We start from the raw sequence: 19,467 nt of genomic DNA, 5'->3' as shown, positions 1-19,467 counted from the left end.
CTTGCGGGTTCTGTTGATCAAGACATCTTCGCTGGGCGACGTCATTCATGCGTTGCCGGCGTTGACCGACGCGGCGCGGGCGATTCCCGGCATCAAGTTCGACTGGGTGGTGGAAGAAGGCTTTGCCGAAATCCCGACCTGGCATCCGGCGGTGGGCAAGGTGATACCGGTGGCGATCCGTCGCTGGCGCAAAAACATCTGGCAGACCATCAAGAGCGGTGAGTGGAAGCGCTTCAAGCAAAGCGTGCGCGCCACGAAGTACGACTTGGTGATCGACGCCCAGGGCCTGCTGAAAAGCGCCTGGCTGACCCGTTACGTCAAGGCACCGGTGGCCGGCCTCGATAAAAGCTCGGCGCGCGAGCCCATCGCTGCGCGCTTTTACAATCGGCGTCTGGCCGTTGCTCGCGGGCAGCACGCGGTGGAGCGAGTGCGTCAGTTGTTCGCCATCGCGTTGGGCTATGACTTGCCAAAAGGCATGGGCGACTACGGTCTGAATGTCGAGCGCCTGGTGGAATTGCCGCGCAAGAACCCGTACGTGGTGTTTCTGCATGGCACGACCTGGGACACCAAGCACTGGCCTGAAGCTTACTGGCGCGAGCTGACCGAGCGGGTCGGCTACCTTGGCGTTGGGGTCAAGTTGCCTTGGGGCAATGCGCAGGAGAAAGCCCGGGCCGAGCGCATCGCTGCGGGCTTCAAGCACGCCGAAGTGTTACCCAAATTGAACCTGGCCGGTGTCGGCAAGGTGCTGGCGGGCGCGCAAGCCTGCGTGGCGGTGGATACCGGCCTGGGCCACCTGGCGGCCGCGCTGGATGTGCCGACGCTGTCGCTGTTCGGTCCGACCAATCCGGGCCTGACCGGCGCCTACGGCAAAGTGCAGATTCACCTGGCCAGCGACTTCCCTTGTGCACCTTGCCTGCAAAAGAAATGCACCTATCAACCGACGGCCGAAGATGCCCGTCAATTTGACCTGAAACGCGAGTGGCCCCTGTGCTTCACGCGTCTGAACCCCGAGCGTGTCGCCAGCCGACTGAGCACGTTGTTAATGGCTGAGGAGCTGCGCTGATGCAATTGGCATTTGTCCTGTACAAATATTTTCCGTTTGGCGGCTTGCAGCGCGATTTCATGCGCATTGCCCTGGAGTGCCAGAAGCGCGGCCATCAGATTCGCGTCTACACGCTGATCTGGGAGGGCGACGTGCCGCCGGGTTTCGAAGTGCTGGTGGCGCCGGTCAAGGCGTTCTTCAACCATCGACGCAACGAAAAACTCAGCGAATGGATGGAAGCGGACCTGGCCAAGCGCCCGGTCGACCGCCTGATCGGTTTCAACAAGATGCCGGGCCTGGACGTCTACTACGCCGCCGACGGCTGCTTCGAAGACAAGGCGCAGAACCTGCGCAACTCGCTGTATCGCCGTTGGGGCCGCTATCGCCACTTCGCCGAATACGAGCGCGCGGTGTTCGCCAGGGATGCGAAGACCGAAGTGCTGATGATTTCCGAGGTCCAGCAGCCGCTGTTCATCAAGCATTACGACACACCGCTGGAGCGATTCCACCTGCTGCCACCGGGTATCGCCCAGGATCGTCGCCGGCCGGCCGATGCCGATGAGATTCGCGCAGGGTTCCGCGCGGAATTCGATCTCAAGGACGACGAACTGCTGCTGGTGCAGATCGGCTCCGGGTTCAAGACCAAGGGTGTGGACCGCAGCCTCAAGGCACTGGCGGCATTGCCTGCCGAGTTGAGGAAGCGTACCCGGCTGTTTGTAATTGGCCAGGATGACCCCAAGTTATTCCAGATGCAGAGTGCGACATTGGGGTTGGGTGACAACGTCACGTTCCTCAAGGGGCGCAGCGATATCCCGCGTTTCCTGTTGGGTGCCGATCTGTTGATCCACCCGGCGTACAACGAAAACACCGGCACCGTGCTGCTCGAAGCACTGGTGGCCGGCTTGCCGGTGTTGGTGAGCGCGGTGTGCGGTTACGCCCATTACATCGCCGAGGCCGATGCTGGCCTGGTGTTGGACGAGCCCTTCGATCAGGCACAGCTGACGCAATACCTGACCGGCATGTTGAACGACGCTCAAGCAAGGGCGGCCTGGAGCCGCAATGGTCTGGTCTTCGCCGAAACGGCCGACCTCTACAGCATGCCGCAACACGCGGCCGATGTGATTCTGGCGGAGCACGCTTAAATGAAGTTGATGCTGGCTGAACCGTTCAAGAGCCTTTGGGCCGGACGCGACCCGTTCGCCGAAGTCGAGGGGCTCAAGGGCGAGGTGTACCGCGAGCTGGAAGCGCGCCGGACATTGCGCACGGAAGTCGACGGCAACGGGTTTTTCGTGAAAATCCACCGTGGCATCGGCTGGGGCGAAATTTTCAAGAACCTGCTCACGGCCAAGCTCCCGGTACTGGGTGCCGGCCAGGAGTGGAAGGCCATTCAGCGCCTGCAGGAAGCCGGCGTGCCGACCATGACCGCTGTCGCGTATGGCGAGAAGGGCAGTAACCCGGCCGACCAGCACTCGTTCATCGTTACCGAAGAGTTGGCGCCCACCGTCAGCCTCGAAGACTTCAGCATCAACTGGGTCAAGCAGCCGCCGGAGCCAAAACTCAAGCGCGCGCTGATCGCCGAGGTCGCGCGCATGACCGGCATGATGCACCGTGCCGGGGTCAACCACCGCGACTGCTACATCTGCCATTTCCTGCTGCACACCGACAAACCGGTGACCTTTGATGACTTCAAGCTTTCGGTGATCGACCTGCACCGCGCCCAGACCCGTCCGGCGATCACCTCGCGCTGGCGCAACAAGGATCTGGCCGCCCTGTACTTTTCCGCCCTGGACATCGGCCTGACCCGCCGCGACAAATTGCGTTTTCTCAAAGGCTATTTCCAGCAGCCGCTGCGGCAGATCCTGAGCGAAGAAGCCGGGCTGCTGAGCTGGCTCGATGGCAAGGCCAACAAGCTCTACGAGCGTAAACAGCGATACGGGGATGCGCTCTGATGTCGGGTTGGAAACTGGAGCCGGCCTACAGCGATCTGGCCGATGACTTCGGCAGCCTTGAGGCTGTGTTTGCGCTTCAGGGCGAGCGGTTGACCAAGGACCTGCTCTCCGAGGTCATTCGCGTTCAGCGCAATGGCGTCAACTACTACGTCAAGCGCTACGTGGGCGCTGGCAAAGGCTTGCGGCGTTACCTGGGCAAGCCTCGGGTGAAGATGGAGTGGCAGAACCTCAAGCGTTTCGCCAAGTGGGGCATCCCCACGGCCGAGGTGGTGGCCTGGGGGCTGGAACGTCGCGGTGCGGCCTACGCTCGCGGTGCGATGATTACCCGGGAGCTGCCGCGTACCGAAGACTTGTCGGCACTGGCCGAGCGACGTGATCCGAAACTGTCGGATCGGGCCTGGGTCGATGCCGTCAGCCGTCAGTTGGCCCAGTACACCCGGACCATGCACGACCACCGCTTCACCCATAATGATCTGAAGTGGCGCAACCTGCTGATCGACGACGAGGCCCGACTGTTTCTGATCGATTGCCCCAACGGCGATTTCTGGCGCGGTTTCTGGCTCAAGTACCGAATCACCAAGGATCTGGCGTGCCTGGACAAGGTCGCCAAATATCAACTGTCGGCTACCCAGCGCCTGCGCTTTTACCTGCAATACCGCAACCGGACCCGGCTCAACGCCGCGGACAAGAAACGTATCCGGCATGTGGTGAGATTTTTCGAGGGACGCGAATGACTGATTTTCTGGCCGCTGAAGACCGTGCGCTGCTTGAGCGCCATGGTCTCGGCACGTTCGAGGCGCTCTGGGCCAAGCAGCTCGATGCGGTGGACGAACCCAACACCGGTCGCGGCGGCTGGAGCAGCGTGTTTCGGCTGGATCTGGAAGGTCATGGCTACTACCTCAAGCGTCAAAGCAACTACCTGACCCGCACCTTGCGCGCGCCGTTCGGCGAGCCGAGTTTTGCCCGTGAGTTTCGCAACATCTCCCGTTACCGGAAGATGGGCATTCCGGCGCTGGAAGCGGTGTTCTACGGGCAGCGCAAGGTCAATGGCGAAGTCCGCGCAATCCTGCTGACCCGCGCCCTGGACGGTTGGGACGACCTCGACTCGTTGTTGCAGCGCTGGGCTCAATTGAGCCCTGAACAGCACTCGGAGATCCTCAAGGCCAGTGGCGAACTGGCCCGGCAACTGCACGCTGCACGCCAGGTGCACGGGTGTTTCTATCCCAAGCACATTTTCATGCGTGCCACCGGCCACGGCTACCAGGCTCAATTGATCGACCTGGAAAAGACCCGGCCGCTGCTGTACGGGCAGCGTGACCGAATCAAGGACCTGGAACCGCTGACGCGCCGCGCGCCCGAGTGGGGCGAATCGCAGCTGCGGCAATTGCTGGCGGCCTATCTGGATCAGCCGCAGGACAGCTCGCTGATCGACAGCTGGCTGCAGCGCTTGACCGCACGGCGCAGCCAAAAGGGGCCACGTTGATGCGTTTGTCCGAATTGAAATCCGCTGGCCGCCATCCGGCTTTGCCGCTGAGCGTTTCGCTGGCCGATGCCGCCGGCCCCGCCGATTTGCAGCTGTTGAGCCTGTTGCGGGTATTGCCGGGGCAGCGTTATGTCGGTGCCGGTGTCTGGCGTGGCCGGCCGGTGTTGGCCAAGTTGCTGGTCGGCAGCAAGGCTGCACGGCATTTTCAGCGTGAACTGGACGGCGTGCGCCTGCTCTGCGCCCAGGGCCTGACCACGCCGCAGTTGTTGGCCGACGGCCTGAAAGACGGCGAGGGTGGCTGGCTGCTGTTTGATTTCCTTGAGCATGCCGAAAGCCTGGGCGACACCTGGAAGCAGGTTGAGCAGCAGCCCGTACTGTCCGATGGACAAGGGGCGGTGCTGGCCGAGGCGTTGGGTGCGATCGGTCAGATGCATCGCAAGGGCCTGTGGCAGGAAGACCTGCACCTGGACAATTTACTGCGCCAGGGCGGCCGCCTGTACCTGATCGATGGTGCCGGTATCTGCAGCGAGACGCCTGGCCAGCCGCTGTCGCGGCAGAAAGTCCTGGAAAACCTCGGGGTGTTCTTCGCCCAGTTGCCGAAGTCGATCGAGCCCTTCATTGAAGAGTTGCTGGTGTATTACCTGCTCAGCAACGGCGAACACGCCTTGCCTATGGAGGCGCTGCAGAAGCAGATCGACAAGGTCCGCAACTGGCGCCTCAAGGACTTCCTGATCAAGGTCGGTCGCGAGTGCACGCTGTTCAGCGTCCAGCGCGGGGCCTTCGAACTGCGGGCGATTCGCCGCGAGGAAGAGGCGTCGATGGTGCCGGTGCTGGAGCAGGCCGATGCCTTGCTCGACCAGGGGCATCTGTACAAGACCGGCGGTGCGGCGAGTGTTGGCAAGGTCGAGGTGGATGGCCGCACGCTGGTGATCAAACGCTACAACATCAAGGGTTTTGCCCACTGGCTCAAGCGTTTCTGGCGCCCGAGCCGGGCCTGGCATTCATGGCGCGAAGGCAATCGCCTGGCGTTCCTCGGGGTTGCCACGCCCAAGCCGCTGGCGTTGCTGGAAAAGCGTTTCCTGTGGCTGCGCAGCCGGGCGTACCTGATCACCGAGTATCTGCCGGGGCCGGACATCATCGAGCGTTTTGCGCCCTATGTTGAAAGCGGTGACGCACCGCAGGCCGAACTGGCGGCGCTGGATCATCTGTTTGCCGAGCTGATTCGTTTGCGTATCAGTCATGGCGACTTCAAGGGCCATAACCTGTTCTGGCAGCAGGATCGCTGGGCGTTGATCGACCTCGACTCGATGTGCCAGCACGGCTCGCTGACCAGTTATGCACCGGCATATGCGCGGGATCGGGCGCGGTTCATGCGCAATTGGCCTGAAGGCAGTGCCCTTTATCAGGTCATCGATCAGCGTTTGCCCAAAGACATCTCCAGCGTGGCCTGAATCGGACCTTCGGTCCTTTCGCGAGCAAGCCCGCTCCCACAGGGATTTTTGAACGACCGGAACCACTGTGGGAGCGAGCTTGCTCGCGAAGGGGCCGGAACTGCCAACCGAGAAAGCAGGCAGGTTCTTGTGAACCGTCCTACGCGATCTTGGGAAGCCATGAACTGTGGCCGAAATTACCCCGATGCTAGTTTGCCTGACGTTCTCGGAGGGCAGGCTGTGTCGATCAAAATGGCAGTTTCATCGGGTGTTTTGTCCGTGTCGCTAATGGGCTGCGGGACCGCCGCTACGGTCCTGCAGGATGAAGCCGAAGCCGCGCACGGGCTGCGCAGGCAAAAGACCTATTGCCAGTCCATCCCCCGGGTCTATAGCGGCCTCGCTTATGACTTCTGCGTACTGAACGCACCGCCCGATCCCACGGGTGTCCTTGTACCGCTCATTTTGCTCGACCTGGCCCTGTCCGGCGCACTGGACACCGCCGCCTTGCCCTACACGATTTACCGGCAGAGCGTGGACGGCAATATCCTTGTCTACTGGCGGCCTTCGCGCGGTTAAAAGTAATCGCAAGGGCACCACCCTGGTTGCTTGCCGCTTGTAGCTAGAGGCTAGCCGCTGCTTTTACGCTATAATCCCGCCCTTTAGCTGTCTCTCGCCCCTTGCGAGGGCACATTAATTTTTGAGGCGCTTGCGCCTGCATGCAGACTAAAGAGGCTAGACCCCTGTGGCATTGACGATTCTTGGCCTGTCCGGCGCCCTTAGCCATGATCCTTCCGCAGCCCTGTACATCGACGGCAAGCTGGTCGCGGCGGCTGAAGAGGAACGCTTCGTACGCGATAAACATGCAAAGAACCGCATGCCCTACGAATCGGCGAAATTTTGCCTGGAACAGGCCGGTATCAAGCCGTCCGACGTTGACGTGGTCGCGATTCCGTTTGCACCGATCAGCCTGTTCGGCAAGGCCCGCTGGCAGTACGCCAAGCGTTACTGGTACGCCCCGGACCGCGCCCTCGACGCGATCCTGATGGGCAATCGTCGCTACAAGCGCTATCGCAACAAGATCGTCTGGTGCCTGGAGCAACTGGGTTTTGATCCGAAGAAGATCAAGATCGAGCCGGTCGAACACCACCTGGCCCACGCCTCCAGCGCCTACCACTGCTCCGGTTTCAAAGAGAAAACCGCGATCCTGGGCATCGACGGCAAGGGCGAGTACGCCACGACCTTCTTCGGTTACGGCGAAAACGGCAAGATCCACAAGATCAAGGAATTCTTCGATCCGGACTCCCTCGGCGGCCTGTACGGCGCGATCACCGAGTTCCTCGGTTTCGACATGCTCGACGGTGAGTTCAAGGTCATGGGCATGGCGCCGTACGGCGACGCCAGCAAATACGATTTCTCGCGCCTGGCTTCGTTCGAAAACGGCGAGCTGGTGATCAACACCGACTACGCCAACGTCATCGGTCTGCGTCGCTACAAAGAGAAGGGCAAGGGTTACTACTTCTCGCCGAAGCTGATCGAGTGGCTGGGTCCCAAGCGCGAAGGCGACATCGCCGACGAGCCTTACATCCACTACGCCGCCAGCATTCAAGCGCTGTTCGAGAAAATTGCGCTGCAGATGATCGACTACTACCTGGGCGACGTGCTCAAGGAAACCGGCAAACTGGCCTATGCCGGTGGCTGTGCGTTGAACGTCAAGCTCAACCAGAAAATCATCGCTCGCGACGACGTCAAGGAGCTGTTCGTACAGCCGGCGTCCGGCGATGCCGGTACCGCAGTGGGCGCGGCAGCCTATGTGTCCCACGCCCGTGGCGTACCGGTCGAGAAGATGGAACACGTCTACCTCGGCCCGTCGTACAGCAACGAAGACGTGATCGCCGCCTGCGCCCGTCATGCCGACAAGCCGACGTGGCGCAAGCTCGACAACATGCCGGAGCAGATCGCCAAAATCATGGTCGATGGCAACCCGGTGGCCTGGTTCCAGGGCCGCATGGAGTTCGGTCCGCGTGCACTGGGCGGTCGTTCGATCATCGGTTGCCCGAGCGTGCCGGGCGTGGCTGATCGCATCAACCACCAGATCAAGTTCCGTGAGCGCTGGAGGCCTTTCTGCCCGTCGATGCTCGACACCGTGGCGCCGCAGATGATCAAGATCGATCACCCGGCTCCGTTCATGACCTTCACCTTCGAAGTGGCGGAAGAATGGAAGACCCGCGTGCCGGAAGTCGTCCACGAAGACGGCACCTCCCGCGCCCAGGTGCTCAAGCGCGAATACAACCCGCGCTACTACGACATGATGAAAGCGCTGGAAGTGCTCACCGGCAACGGCGTGTCGCTCAACACTTCGCTCAATCGTCGCGGCGAACCGATGATCTGCTCGCCGACCGATGCGCTGAACATGTTCTTCGGTTCGGATCTACAGTATCTGATCATGGAAGACATCCTGGTGGTCAAAGAGGGCGCAAACGCCTATGACACGTTCGGCTGAGCGTCATGTGCTGCAGTTCTGCCACGGCTATGACGGGCCGTTCCTGGACTGCGCACGGCAGTACGCCAGCCTGTTCGCCGGGACCGGTTATCGCGTGACCACGGTGTTTCTCACCGGGGTTGCCGATGCCGAAGTCGCCGCGGGCTGCGCCTCCGACGAGGTGCTGTTCATGGAGTACAGTTCCAAGGCCATTCGTGGCCTGAAACTGGGCGCCATCGGCGATCTGCGCAAGATCGCCGCGTCGCGCAACTTCAGTTTCTGCATCGCTCATCGCTTCAAGCCTATCTATATTGCCTTGCTCGGTACCTCGTTGCCGGTCATTGGCGTGCACCACGGGTTTGAAGACTACAAGCGCGGCAGCCGCAAACTGTTCGCCCATATATTCCGCAAGCGTTTGAGCCTGCTCGGTGTGTCCGACGCTGTGCGCGACGACATGCGCAGTTGCCTGCCGAAGTGGCCGGCTTCGCGAATTCAGACGTTGTACAACCGCATCGACGTCGATGCCTTGCAAGCCACGCAGGTGTCGGCTCGCGAGGCCCGGGAAACCCTCGGGCTGGCGGCGGATGCCTGGATTGTCGGCAACGTCGGACGCCTGCATCCGGACAAGGACCAGGCCACGCTGCTCGATGGTTTCGCCCAGGCATTGCCGCAGTTGCCGGCCAACAGCCAGTTGGTGATTCTCGGCAAGGGGCGCCTGGAGGAAGACCTCAAGGCTCAGGCCCGCGAGCTGGGTATCGGCGACCGGGTGCTGTTCCTCGGCCAGGTGCCGGATGCGCGCAACTATTTCCGCGCCTTTGATGTGTTCGCCCTGAGTTCCGATCACGAACCGTTCGGCATGGTGCTGCTGGAGGCCATGGCCGCCGGCGTACCCTTGCTCGCCACAGCGTGCGGCGGAGCGAAAGAAGTGGTCGAGGGTGTGGGCATCCTGTTCCCCTTGGGCGATGCCGGACATCTGGCCCAGGGCCTGCAACACCTGGCTGCCATGGATGATCAGCAACGCCGACAGTGTGCCGAGATGATGCTCGAGCGCTTGCGCGAACGCTTTTCCGACCGCGCAGTGCGCGATGCTTTCTGGCACTTGCCGCACGTTACCGAACTGGCACAGAGGGGCTGATGCTCAACCGATTTCAAGGCTGGCGTGAGCGTGGCTGGGCGGTAGTCGACGCCTCGACTTACGCCGAAACCTGGCAGCGTTATGGCGGCAGCGTCGCGACTCATCCCATGGTGGTCGAGCGCCTGGCGCAACTGGCCGAAATCCCGGTGCGCTACCTGGCCTGGATGCAGGGTGATGAGGTCAAGGCGGCGATCCCGACCTGGGGGCGCGACCTGGCCTTGTCCAAGGACGTGCTCAAGCGTCGCGGTAAAAAGGGCCTGTTCGACCTGGGTAACGCCGAGATCATCCTGCCCGCCGCTGCCGATGCCCAAGCGCCTTTGCGCCATCGCGGGCGCTATCTGTCGGCGTTGAACGAGGGGCGGTTCACCGGCATCCGCTTGCAGACCGAGCAACTGGCCATGGCTCGTACCCCCGAAGAGCTGTCGAAGAAATTTCGCTACAACCAGCGCCGCGAATTGCGTCTGCTGGAAGAGGCCGGGGGCGTGGTGCGGCCGGTGTCCGAATTCTCCAGCGCTGAGCTGGCGGCGATTTATTGCGACCTGTTCCAGCGCCGTTGGGGCTTCCCGGCGACGGGTGCCGAACGCATGGCCGAGGTCATCGAGTTGCTGCGCGAGTTGCTGATCGGTTCGGTGATTTTTCTCAACGATGCGCCGATTGCGATTCAATTGGTGTACCGCGTCGAAACCCCGCAGTGGATCAGCGTCGAGTACATCAACGGGGGGGTCGATCCCGAGACTCGTGAGTTCAGCCCCGGCAGTGTGCTGAGTTTTCTCAATACGCAAAGCGCTTGGGAGCATGCCCGGGCGCAGGACAAACCGTTGCGTTTTTCTTTCGGTCGCGCCGACCGTGAATACAAGGATCGCTGGTGCAACCCTGTGCCGGTCTTCACCGTATGAGCCAAGCCATGAGCCGCAAACAGCAACTGCTCAAGCGCCATCGGCGCACTAAACGCATCGGCCTGTTGATTGCGCTGGTGCTGTTGATTGTCATCGGTGTGCTGGTGGCCTGGTGGTTGCCGCTGGTAGTGGCGGTTCTCGGCTGGATTGCCCACGAAGCCTGGTTTGCCGACCATCTGTTCTACTCGCCGAAAGACGATTATCAGTACAGCTTTCCCCCGTACACGCCCCAGCCCAAGGTGCACCTGAGCGGTGAACATTTGCGGCTGGACGAGGGCGTGATGCTGGTCGACGACGCGACGCTGGTGCTGGCCCTGCGGGTAAAAAGCACCTGGTTGGGTCGTTTTTTCGATCCGGTGGTCGAGTTGGCGGGGGGCGAAAACCCTGACCGACAAACCTTCGAACGGGGCGTAAACGGCCTGCGTTACCTCAATCTCAGTGGTCAGGCTCAGGCGCTGTCCCGTGGTGACCTGCGCTTGCGCGGGCGTTTCTGTCGGGTGTTCGGTGAGCCTGTGCTGTGGGCACTGGAACATCCGGATTACCGGCGTCAGCGGGTGATGGTCATCGCGCCCCACGCTGATGACGCCGAGCTGGCAGCCTACGGTTTGTACAGCCAGGCCGACGAAACCTGGATCGTCACGCTGACTGCCGGTGAAATCGAAGCCGAACACTACCGGCAGATGGGTCTGACCAAGGTCGATGCGGCCCGCTTGAAAGGCCGCCTGCGCACCTGGGACAGCATTGCCGTACCGCGTTGGGCCGGTGTGCCCGAGGCTCGCTGCGTACAGCTGGGTTATTTCTGCCTGCAACTGGCGAGCATGCAGGCCGCGCCTGGCGTGCCGGCGGGATCGCGGGAAGCCGACCTGAGCGACACCCGATTGTTCCGTCAGCTGAATCCGTTCGCGCTGCCGGGCGATGCCGATGGCGCGCCGACCTGGAACAATCTGCTGGCCGATCTGCGTGAGTTGCTGCTGCGGGCCCGACCCGAGGTCATCGTCCTGCCGCATCCGACCCTGGATCCGCATCCCGATCATATCTGCGCCCAGGCGGCAGTCCTCGAGGCCTTGCAAGGCCTGGACTGGCAACCGACCACGCTGTTGGGCTACGCCAACCACCTGCACGACAACGACCGTTGGCCGATGGGCGATAGCGGTGACGGCATCGCCTTGCCGCCGGCATTCGATTCCGTCCAGCCGATGCAGCCTTATTGCCTGCCGATGCCGCTGGAGCAACAGCGGGACAAGGCCATGGCGTTGGGCATGATGCACGACCTGCAGCCGCCGATGCCGTTCAAGCGCCGCTTGCGTCGCTTGATCCAGCGGTTGTTGGCCGGCCGGGTGCCGTCCACCTATGGCGAGAACGAATTCTTTCGCAAGGCTGTCCGGCGTCACGAGCTTTTGTGGTCCATCAAGCACACACCAGGTAATGTTTCTCAGCGGGGAGAGTTATGAGTCAGCGGTCAAAGGTCCTGCAGCTGCAGCCTGACTACAACGTCAAAGCCCATGATTTCGCCGACCTCGCGGAGCAAATCGTCAAGGCCCTGCCCACCGATCGATATGAAGTGACCGCCGCGTTTCTGCGGGGCAAACCCGAGCCGGGCGAAGCAGTGAGCCGGGCTGATCGTTCGGTGTACTTCGAATTTTCCGACAAGTCCCTCAAGGGCATGCGCCTGCGGGCGATGTGGCAGTTGTACAAGTTCTGCCGCCGGGAAAAATTCGATGTGGTGATCTGCAACCGCTTCAAGCCGGTGAACATGATGCTGGCGCTCAACCGCTGGTTAAAAGTGCCGTTGTGCATTGGCATTTCCCACGGTTTTGGCGAGTACGACCGTTTTTACCGGCGCCGCCAGACCCAGCGCCTGATCGATCGTCACTGGCGCTTCGTCGGTGTGTCGCCAGCGGTGAAACAGTATCTGCTGGACTGTGACTGTGGTTTCACCGACCAGAATACCTACGCCATCACCAATGCCATCGACATCGAGCAGGCCGAAGGTCTGCAGCACAGTCGTGAAAAGTCCCGTGAAATGCTCGGCATCGATCCGTCGGTACGGCTGATCGGTGCACTGGGGCGGCTGGTGCCGGTCAAGGGCCACATCTATTTGCTGCAGGCCTTTGCCGCGCTCAAGGACAAGTACCCGAATACCCAGTTGGCGATCATCGGTGCCGGTCGTGAAGAGTCGCGCCTGGCCGCGGAAATCGACCGCCTCGGCCTCAGCGGTCGCGCCCATTTGCTGGGGTTCAAGGAAATTGCCCTGCAGTACATTCGCGCGTTCGACATCTGGACCATGCCTTCCCTGGCCGAGGGCCTCGGGTTGGCGCTGCTTGAAGGCATGAGTGGGCATTTGCCGGTGATCGCCTCGAACGTGCCGGCCATGTTGCCGCTCATCGATGGGGCCGGTGGCCTGGCGATTACGCCCAAGGATGTGCCGACGCTGCAAGCTGCGCTGGACACCTACCTCGGGCTGTCGGATGACGAACTCAAGGCCAAGGGCGAGCAGGCTTTCCGTTATCTGCAACAACACCATGACATCGAGGAATTCCGTCGCGAATACCTCAATCTGATCGACTCCGGCCTGGAACAGGCCCGCAAGGAACAGCCATGAACGACGCGCAACCCATCGTCACGGTCATCATCGCGTCGTACAACCACGGCCCCTACATCGAGCAGAGCATTCTCAGCGTCCTCAACCAGACCTATCGGAACATTGAGTTGCTGGTGATCGACGATGGTTCGAAGGATGACAGCGTCGAGCGGATCAAGGCGTTACAGGCCACCCATGGTTTCGACTTCCGGGTCCAGGAAAACCAGGGGCTGACCAACACCCTCAATGGTGCGATTGCCCGGGCAAAGGGCAGCCTGATCGTGCCGTTCGGTTCGGATGACATCATGTTGCCGGAGCGAATCGCCATCCAGGTCGCGCATATGGACGGCAAGCCCGAGGTCGGCATTTGCGCTGGCAACATCGAGTTGATCGATGCCGACGGCAACCTCTACCCGGAGAAGCGCCAGCGCCGGGATGTGCCGTTCCGTCGCCTGGACTTCGATGACATGTTCCTGGAGCGCAAGCCCTATCCTCCGGCACCCACCCTGATGATCCGGCGCGAAGCGCTGGAGAAGGTGGGCGGTTTCGACCCGACCATTCGCCTGGAAGATTTGCTGATCGAGTTGAAGGTGACCCATGCCGGTTACTTCATCGATGGTTTGAACGTGTTGATGGCACGCTATCGCAAGCACGCCACCAACTCCTACAAGAACCACCGCTTCATGATCGACAGCATCCTGCGCACCTACGCGCTCTTCAGCGATCACCCGCTGTATGACGAGGTGCGCTACAAGTTTCTCAATTCCATGTTCCTCAAGACCGCCAACCGTGATCGCAAGCTGGCGCGTGAGTTGCTGGCGCAGATTCCCTTCAAGGCCTGGAACAAGAAAACCTGGCGCGGGTTGGGCCGGATGTATTTCTCACGGCTGGAGAAAGACTGAGCCCGGGGCTTGAGGCTTTGCCCAGTGCGATCGCGATAGCCGGCCGGTAGGCCGTCATCGCGATCAGCGGGCTGGTTTACGTCATCAGTGAGCCTGGGCCGAAGGGCTCCCGGCCAACACTTGCCTGTGCAAGTTATCCACGTCGGCTTTAGAGGCGACCGCGGCGTATCCCTGCAGCAGCGCTTCGAAGTGGTCCTCGAACAGCCAGCGCCGATCTTCCGCGTAGCGCTGCATATGGCGCAGATTGCGTCGACGCAGGGAAGGGCTCAGTGATGACGGGTAGATTCGCAGGTCGGCCAGGTCGATCAGGCCGAACTCGCCGTCCTCCAGCACCAGCACATTGCCCAGGTGCAGGGAACGGAAGTAGATCCCTTTCTGATGCAGTTGAGCCATGAACTTGCCGAAGCGCTCCACCAGTGCCTGGCGCACTGCCGGGGCGGTGATGCCTTGCAGGATCTGGCGTAGCGTGTTGCCCGGCAACGGCGAGTAGTGCACCCCGGTGCTGCCGTCTTCGAACCGGTAGAGATCGAGGATTTGCGGGGTCGGGATGCCCAGGCCGCGCAGTTGCACACTGTTGACGGCAAAACGATCGGAATAGGGTGTGAAACTGCCCGAGGTATACCAGCGGCGACGGCGGAACAGCTTGAGAAAGCTGCCGTCGGTCAGGCGCAGGACTTTGGGGCCCAAACCGTCTTCTTCGATGACCCGGGCATCGGCTGTCAGCTGCTGCAGGGCGCTTGGCGTCGCGGTCTTGATCGGCGTGTCCAGCAGGCGTCTGGCCCGCTGATTGATGCTCAATGCGGCAACCAGGGCCAGAGGGATCCACAGTAGGAACCAGTGCTCCTTGGGGCGCGAGATAATTCCGCCACCTTCAGTCAGGCCCGCGCCGATACCGAAGGCCAGCCAGGCGGAGGCTATGATGAACAGCGGTTGCACGCGATGGCGCTGGCTACTGATGAGGCCCCATGCGAGAAAGAACAGCCATGGCAGCAGGCCGATAATGCCGACGTAGTAGAGCACGCCCAAGGCAAAGCTATGGGGTTCTTGCAGGGTGTAGCCGACGCCCGGGTCCAGGCTCAACTTGGCGTTGTAGCCATGTCCGATCCACGGATGTTCAGCGACCTTGCCCAGGGTCAATTGCCAGAGCTCGATGCGGAAGGAGCTGCCTCTTGCGATGATTTTGTCGGTAAATAGCGCGAAAGTCGCCGTTCCGGCGATGAGCATGGAGGCAAGCAAGAGGGCCGAGCGTCGATTCCAGCAGATGAAACACAGCCACAGCGCCGCGATCACCAGTGCAACCAGTGGCGTCCTGGAACCGGTGGCCAGCACGGCGGCGAACATGATCGCCATCGCTGGCAAGCTCAACCAAAGTATCCGGGGGCGCTTGCAGGTCATGCTCAGGCTTAGCCAGTAGGTACAGAAAAAGCCGAAGACGTGGGAGCTGAGCAGTGGATTGTCGAACGCGCCGACACCGATCAGGCGCATTTCCGGTTGGTAGATCAGGCCGAACCTGTACAGATTGTAGGCAGAGATGATCAGCGCCAGCGTCGCGGCGCAGAACAGCAGGGGCTGAATGATTTCGCTGCGATAGCGCACCAGCAGGTAGCAGCCAACGAACAGCATCAGGGTATGCAGTGATGGTTTGATCTGACCGGCCGGGACGTCATTTTCCGGCCCCCAGTTCAGGCTGAGCAATGCCCACGCCACAAACAGCAGGACAGCAACGACGATCGGTTCGTGCAGCAGCTCCTTGGCGAGCCGCGGCCGCAAGCACAGTGCAATCAGCGCCGGAATGCTGAACAGGCCATAGTAGAGCTTGTGATGCTCACTGCGCCCCGGCAGGAAAAACAGTGCACAAAGCAGCAATAAGTAACCGAGTGGAAGGATCCACAAACAAATTAAATCGAAGATTCTGTTGGGCGTGCTGTTCAAAGCGTTTAATTGCATGCTGAGTAACTTATTCCTGAATTGAGCGACCGTACCAAGGCAGGGGTAGCGGGTGGCTATTTGACGCGCCACAATACACAGACTGTATGCGATTGCCAGAACCCTGGGGAAGCTGTGCTAAAGTCAGCGTCCTTTTCATCGACATTCGCGTGATATGACCGACTCCAGTCTCTGCGCAAGCCCATCGAGCTTGAAAATCTACTTCCGTCTGCTCGGCTATGTCCGGCCGTATATCAGCCTGTTCCTGATCAGCATCGTCGGTTTTCTGATTTTCGCTTCGACGCAGCCAATGCTGGGCTACATCCTCAAGTACTTCGTCGACGGTCTATCCAATCCTGAAGCGGCGCTGTTTCCAACCGTACCCTACCTGCGCGACCTGCAACTGCTGCAGGCGGTGCCGTTGCTGATCATCCTGATCGCCGCATGGCAGGGGCTGGGGTCGTACCTGGGCAACTACTTCCTGGCCAAGGTTTCCCTGGGCCTGGTCCATGACTTGCGGGTCCAGTTGTTCAACAACCTGCTGGTGTTGCCGAACCGGTATTTCGACAAGCATAACTCGGGGCACCTGATTTCACGTATCACCTTCAACGTGACCATGGTCACGGGGGCGGCAACAGATGCGATCAAGGTCGTAATTCGTGAAGGCATGACGGTGGTCTTCCTGTTTGCCTCGCTGTTGTTCATGAATTGGCGCCTGACACTGGTGATGGTCGCTATCCTGCCGCTGATTGCCCTCATGGTGCGCACGGCCAGCAAGAAATTCCGCAAGCAGAGCAAGAAAATCCAGCTGGCCATGGGAGACGTGACGCACGTGGCGTCCGAAACGATCCAGGGCTATCGCGTGGTGCGCAGCTTCGGCGGTGAAAAGTACGAAGAGAAACGCTTCTTCGACGCCAGCCAGGGCAATACCGACAAGCAATTGCGCATGACCCGCACCGGCGCCATCTATACGCCGCTGCTGCAACTGGTGATCTACACCGCCATGGCCGTGCTGATGTTCCTGGTGCTGTTCCTGCGTGGTGATGCGTCCGCCGGCGACATGGTGGCCTACATCACCCTGGCCGGCCTGCTGCCCAAGCCGATTCGCCAGCTGTCCGAAGTCAGCTCGACCATCCAGAAAGGTGTGGCCGGTGCCGAAAGTATCTTCGAGCAACTGGATGTCGAGCCTGAAGTCGATACCGGTACCGTCGAGCGTGATGTCGTCAGCGGCCGCCTGGAAGTGCGCAATCTCAGCTTTACCTACCCTGACACCGAGCGCCAGGTGCTCAATGACATCAGTTTCTCGGTCGAGCCCGGGCAAATGGTGGCGCTGGTGGGGCGTTCGGGCAGCGGCAAGTCGACCCTGGCCAACCTGATTCCGCGTTTCTATCACCACGACAAGGGCGAAATTCTCATCGACGGCGTCGAAGTGGAACAGTACAAGCTGTTGAACCTGCGGCGGCATATCGCCCAGGTGACTCAGCACGTGACCCTGTTCAGCGACACCGTGGCCAACAACATCGCCTATGGCGACCTGGCCGGGGCGCCCCGTGAAGACATCGAAAAAGCGGCGAAAGATGCCTACGCGATGGACTTCATTGCTCAATTGCCCGAGGGCCTGGACACCCAGGTCGGGGAAAACGGCGTGTTGCTCTCCGGTGGCCAGCGTCAGCGCTTGGCGATTGCCCGGGCGCTGTTGAAGAATGCCCCGCTGCTGATTCTCGACGAGGCGACTTCGGCACTCGACACCGAGTCCGAGCGGCATATCCAGGCGGCCCTGGATCAGGTCATGAAAGGTCGCACCACGCTGGTGATCGCTCACCGCTTGTCGACCATCGAGAAGGCCGACCTGATCCTGGTCATGGATCAGGGGAAAATCGTCGAGCGCGGCACCCATGAGCAACTGCTGGCGCAAAACGGCTACTACTCGCGCCTCAACGCGATGGGCCTCGACGCCCCGGCCGAAGACATCGCCTGACCCCGAAAGGGCGAGCCTGGCTCGCCCTTTCGTGCCGGTACCGTCGCCTGGCGGTTCTTTTGCTCAAAAAATGAGCAAAAACACCCGGCAAATCATCCCGTTGCAGCCACCGCACAAGCCGATGCCAACCCTGTGTTAATATCGCGCCCCTGTTCATTCTGTATGTGGGTTGCACCATGAAGTTGTCCATGCCGCGATTCGATCAAGCCCCTGTCTTGGTGGTCGGCGATGTCATGCTCGACCGTTACTGGCATGGTGGTACCTCACGGATTTCCCCTGAGGCGCCGGTGCCGGTGGTCAAGGTCGATCACATCGAGGACCGTCCGGGTGGCGCTGCCAACGTTGCCTTGAACATTGCCGCCCTGGGGGCTCCGGCCTCGCTGGTCGGTGTAACCGGCGACGATGAAGCCGCCAATAGCCTGGTCAACAGCCTCAAGGGCGCTGGCGTGCGCGCCATCTTCCAGCGCATTGCGCACCAGCCGACCATCGTCAAGCTGCGGGTCATGAGTCGTCACCAGCAACTGCTGCGTATCGATTTCGAAGAACCCTTCGCCACCGACGCGCTGGCGCTGGCCGCGCAGGTCGACGAGTTGCTCGAAGGCATCAAGGTGCTGGTGCTGTCCGACTACGGCAAGGGCGCATTGAAAAATCATCAGGCGCTGATCCAGGCCGCCCGGGCCCGCGGCATTCCGGTGCTGGCCGATCCAAAGGGCAAGGATTTTTCGATCTACCGTGGCGCAAGCCTGATCACGCCGAACCTCAACGAATTCGAAACCATCGTCGGTGGTTGCACCGATGAACACGATCTGGTCAACAAGGGCGCGCAACTGATGCACGACCTGGACCTCGGTGCCTTGCTGGTGACCCGTGGCGAGCACGGCATGACCTTGCTGCGTCCGGATCATCCGGCGCTGCACTTGCCGGCCCGTGCCCGCGAAGTGTTCGACGTGACCGGTGCCGGCGATACAGTGATTTCCACCCTGGCAGCGGCGATCGCCGCCGGTGAAGAACTGCCTCACGCGGTGGCACTGGCCAACCTGGCGGCCGGTATCGTCGTCGGCAAGCTCGGTACGGCGGCCATCAGTGCACCGGAACTGCGTCGTGCAATCCAGCGCGCAGAGGGTTCCGAGCGCGGTGTGTTGGGTCTTGAGCAGCTGTTGCTGGCGGTCGATGATGCCCGCGCGCATAACGAGCGGATCGTGTTCACCAACGGTTGCTTCGACATCCTGCATGCCGGCCACGTGACCTATCTGGAACAGGCGCGGGCCCAGGGCGATCGCCTGATCGTCGCGATCAACGACGACGCATCGGTCAGCCGTCTGAAAGGGCCGGGCCGTCCGATCAACAGTGTCGACCGGCGCATGGCGGTGCTGGCCGGCCTGGGCGCGGTGGACTGGGTCATCAGTTTCCCGGAAGGCACCCCGGAAAACCTGCTGAGCGCGATCAAGCCGGACGTGCTGGTCAAGGGAGGCGACTACGGGATCGACCAGGTGGTCGGCGCGGACATCGTGACGGCCTACGGTGGTACCGTGAAAGTGCTGGGGCTGGTGGAAAACAGCTCGACCACGGCGATTGTCGAGAAGATCCGCAAGTCCGAGTGAGGCCATAAAAGATCGCAGTCTCTGTAGGAGCGAGCTTGCTCGCGATGAACTCAGCGGCACCGCAT

Annotated in this window: 16 protein-coding genes; 15 read left to right on the top strand and 1 reads right to left on the bottom strand. The window is 61.2% G+C overall.

Translation table 11 applies throughout. The annotated features are described in order from the left end of the window. Position 1 precedes the first annotated feature (1 nt). The 13 genes from waaC to Q8X48_RS03925 all read left to right on the top strand — a co-directional run bounded on the left by waaC (position 2) and on the right by Q8X48_RS03925 (position 13,897). Positions 2-1,063, top strand: a complete 1,062-nt coding sequence (waaC, locus tag Q8X48_RS03985) for a lipopolysaccharide heptosyltransferase I (protein ID WP_007971808.1) — start codon at positions 2-4, stop codon at positions 1,061-1,063. Then, a complete protein-coding gene (locus tag Q8X48_RS03980; protein WP_407799746.1) occupies positions 1,063-2,184 on the top strand; it encodes a glycosyltransferase family 4 protein in 1,122 nt (373 codons plus the stop codon). Before waaC ends, Q8X48_RS03980 begins: the two co-directional genes overlap by 1 nt. Next, on the top strand, positions 2,185-2,991 hold the full coding sequence (gene rfaP / locus Q8X48_RS03975) for a lipopolysaccharide core heptose(I) kinase RfaP (protein ID WP_126048867.1): 807 nt from the start codon (positions 2,185-2,187) through the stop codon (positions 2,989-2,991). Continuing rightward, positions 2,991-3,725: a lipopolysaccharide kinase InaA family protein gene (locus Q8X48_RS03970; RefSeq protein ID WP_015093188.1), complete on the top strand. Its 735-nt coding sequence runs from the start codon at positions 2,991-2,993 to the stop codon at positions 3,723-3,725. The genes rfaP and Q8X48_RS03970 overlap by 1 nt, the downstream gene beginning before the upstream one ends. Next, positions 3,722-4,474: a lipopolysaccharide kinase InaA family protein gene (locus Q8X48_RS03965; RefSeq protein ID WP_015093189.1), complete on the top strand. Its 753-nt coding sequence runs from the start codon at positions 3,722-3,724 to the stop codon at positions 4,472-4,474. Before Q8X48_RS03970 ends, Q8X48_RS03965 begins: the two co-directional genes overlap by 4 nt. After that, a complete protein-coding gene (locus Q8X48_RS03960; protein WP_407799745.1) occupies positions 4,474-5,925 on the top strand; it encodes a lipopolysaccharide kinase InaA family protein in 1,452 nt (483 codons plus the stop codon). Before Q8X48_RS03965 ends, Q8X48_RS03960 begins: the two co-directional genes overlap by 1 nt. 219 nt (positions 5,926-6,144) lie before the next feature. After that, positions 6,145-6,480: a YceK/YidQ family lipoprotein gene (locus Q8X48_RS03955; RefSeq protein ID WP_095964667.1), complete on the top strand. Its 336-nt coding sequence runs from the start codon at positions 6,145-6,147 to the stop codon at positions 6,478-6,480. A gap of 166 nt (positions 6,481-6,646) precedes the next feature. After that, positions 6,647-8,404 carry a carbamoyltransferase family protein gene (locus Q8X48_RS03950; RefSeq protein ID WP_407799743.1) on the top strand — a complete coding sequence of 586 codons (1,758 nt, stop codon included), beginning with the start codon at positions 6,647-6,649 and terminating at the stop codon, positions 8,402-8,404. Beyond that, positions 8,388-9,518 carry a glycosyltransferase gene (locus Q8X48_RS03945; RefSeq protein WP_102673178.1) on the top strand — a complete coding sequence of 377 codons (1,131 nt, stop codon included), beginning with the start codon at positions 8,388-8,390 and terminating at the stop codon, positions 9,516-9,518. The genes Q8X48_RS03950 and Q8X48_RS03945 overlap by 17 nt, the downstream gene beginning before the upstream one ends. Then, a complete protein-coding gene (locus Q8X48_RS03940; RefSeq protein WP_126053048.1) occupies positions 9,518-10,414 on the top strand; it encodes an antimicrobial resistance protein Mig-14 in 897 nt (298 codons plus the stop codon). The genes Q8X48_RS03945 and Q8X48_RS03940 overlap by 1 nt, the downstream gene beginning before the upstream one ends. A gap of 8 nt (positions 10,415-10,422) precedes the next feature. After that, positions 10,423-11,865: a PIG-L deacetylase family protein gene (locus Q8X48_RS03935; protein ID WP_407799740.1), complete on the top strand. Its 1,443-nt coding sequence runs from the start codon at positions 10,423-10,425 to the stop codon at positions 11,863-11,865. Further along, entirely contained in the window at positions 11,862-13,016 is a 1,155-nt protein-coding gene (locus tag Q8X48_RS03930; protein WP_407799738.1) for a glycosyltransferase family 4 protein, read from the top strand. Before Q8X48_RS03935 ends, Q8X48_RS03930 begins: the two co-directional genes overlap by 4 nt. Next, on the top strand, positions 13,013-13,897 hold the full coding sequence (locus Q8X48_RS03925) for a glycosyltransferase (RefSeq protein ID WP_015093197.1): 885 nt from the start codon (positions 13,013-13,015) through the stop codon (positions 13,895-13,897). Before Q8X48_RS03930 ends, Q8X48_RS03925 begins: the two co-directional genes overlap by 4 nt. 84 nt (positions 13,898-13,981) lie before the next feature. Here the strand turns inward: Q8X48_RS03925 and Q8X48_RS03920 are convergent, their stop codons facing one another. Further along, positions 13,982-15,844, bottom strand: a complete 1,863-nt coding sequence (locus Q8X48_RS03920) for an O-antigen ligase family protein (protein WP_407799735.1) — start codon at positions 15,842-15,844, stop codon at positions 13,982-13,984. A gap of 154 nt (positions 15,845-15,998) precedes the next feature. Between Q8X48_RS03920 and msbA the strand changes: the two genes are divergently transcribed. Continuing rightward, the gene (msbA, locus tag Q8X48_RS03915; RefSeq protein WP_217837012.1) at positions 15,999-17,801 is read left to right on the top strand and encodes a lipid A export permease/ATP-binding protein MsbA; all 1,803 of its coding nucleotides are present in this window, start codon (positions 15,999-16,001) and stop codon (positions 17,799-17,801) included. Between the two features lie 176 nt (positions 17,802-17,977). Beyond that, entirely contained in the window at positions 17,978-19,402 is a 1,425-nt protein-coding gene (gene hldE, locus Q8X48_RS03910; RefSeq protein WP_126048877.1) for a bifunctional D-glycero-beta-D-manno-heptose-7-phosphate kinase/D-glycero-beta-D-manno-heptose 1-phosphate adenylyltransferase HldE, read from the top strand. Positions 19,403-19,467: the final 65 nt, after the last annotated feature.

Origin of the sequence: Pseudomonas sp. QLc11A (genome assembly GCF_052112305.1) — a bacterium.
Taxonomy (GTDB): domain Bacteria; phylum Pseudomonadota; class Gammaproteobacteria; order Pseudomonadales; family Pseudomonadaceae; genus Aquipseudomonas; species Aquipseudomonas laurylsulfatiphila.
This window is presented reverse-complemented; position numbering and strand designations above follow the sequence as displayed.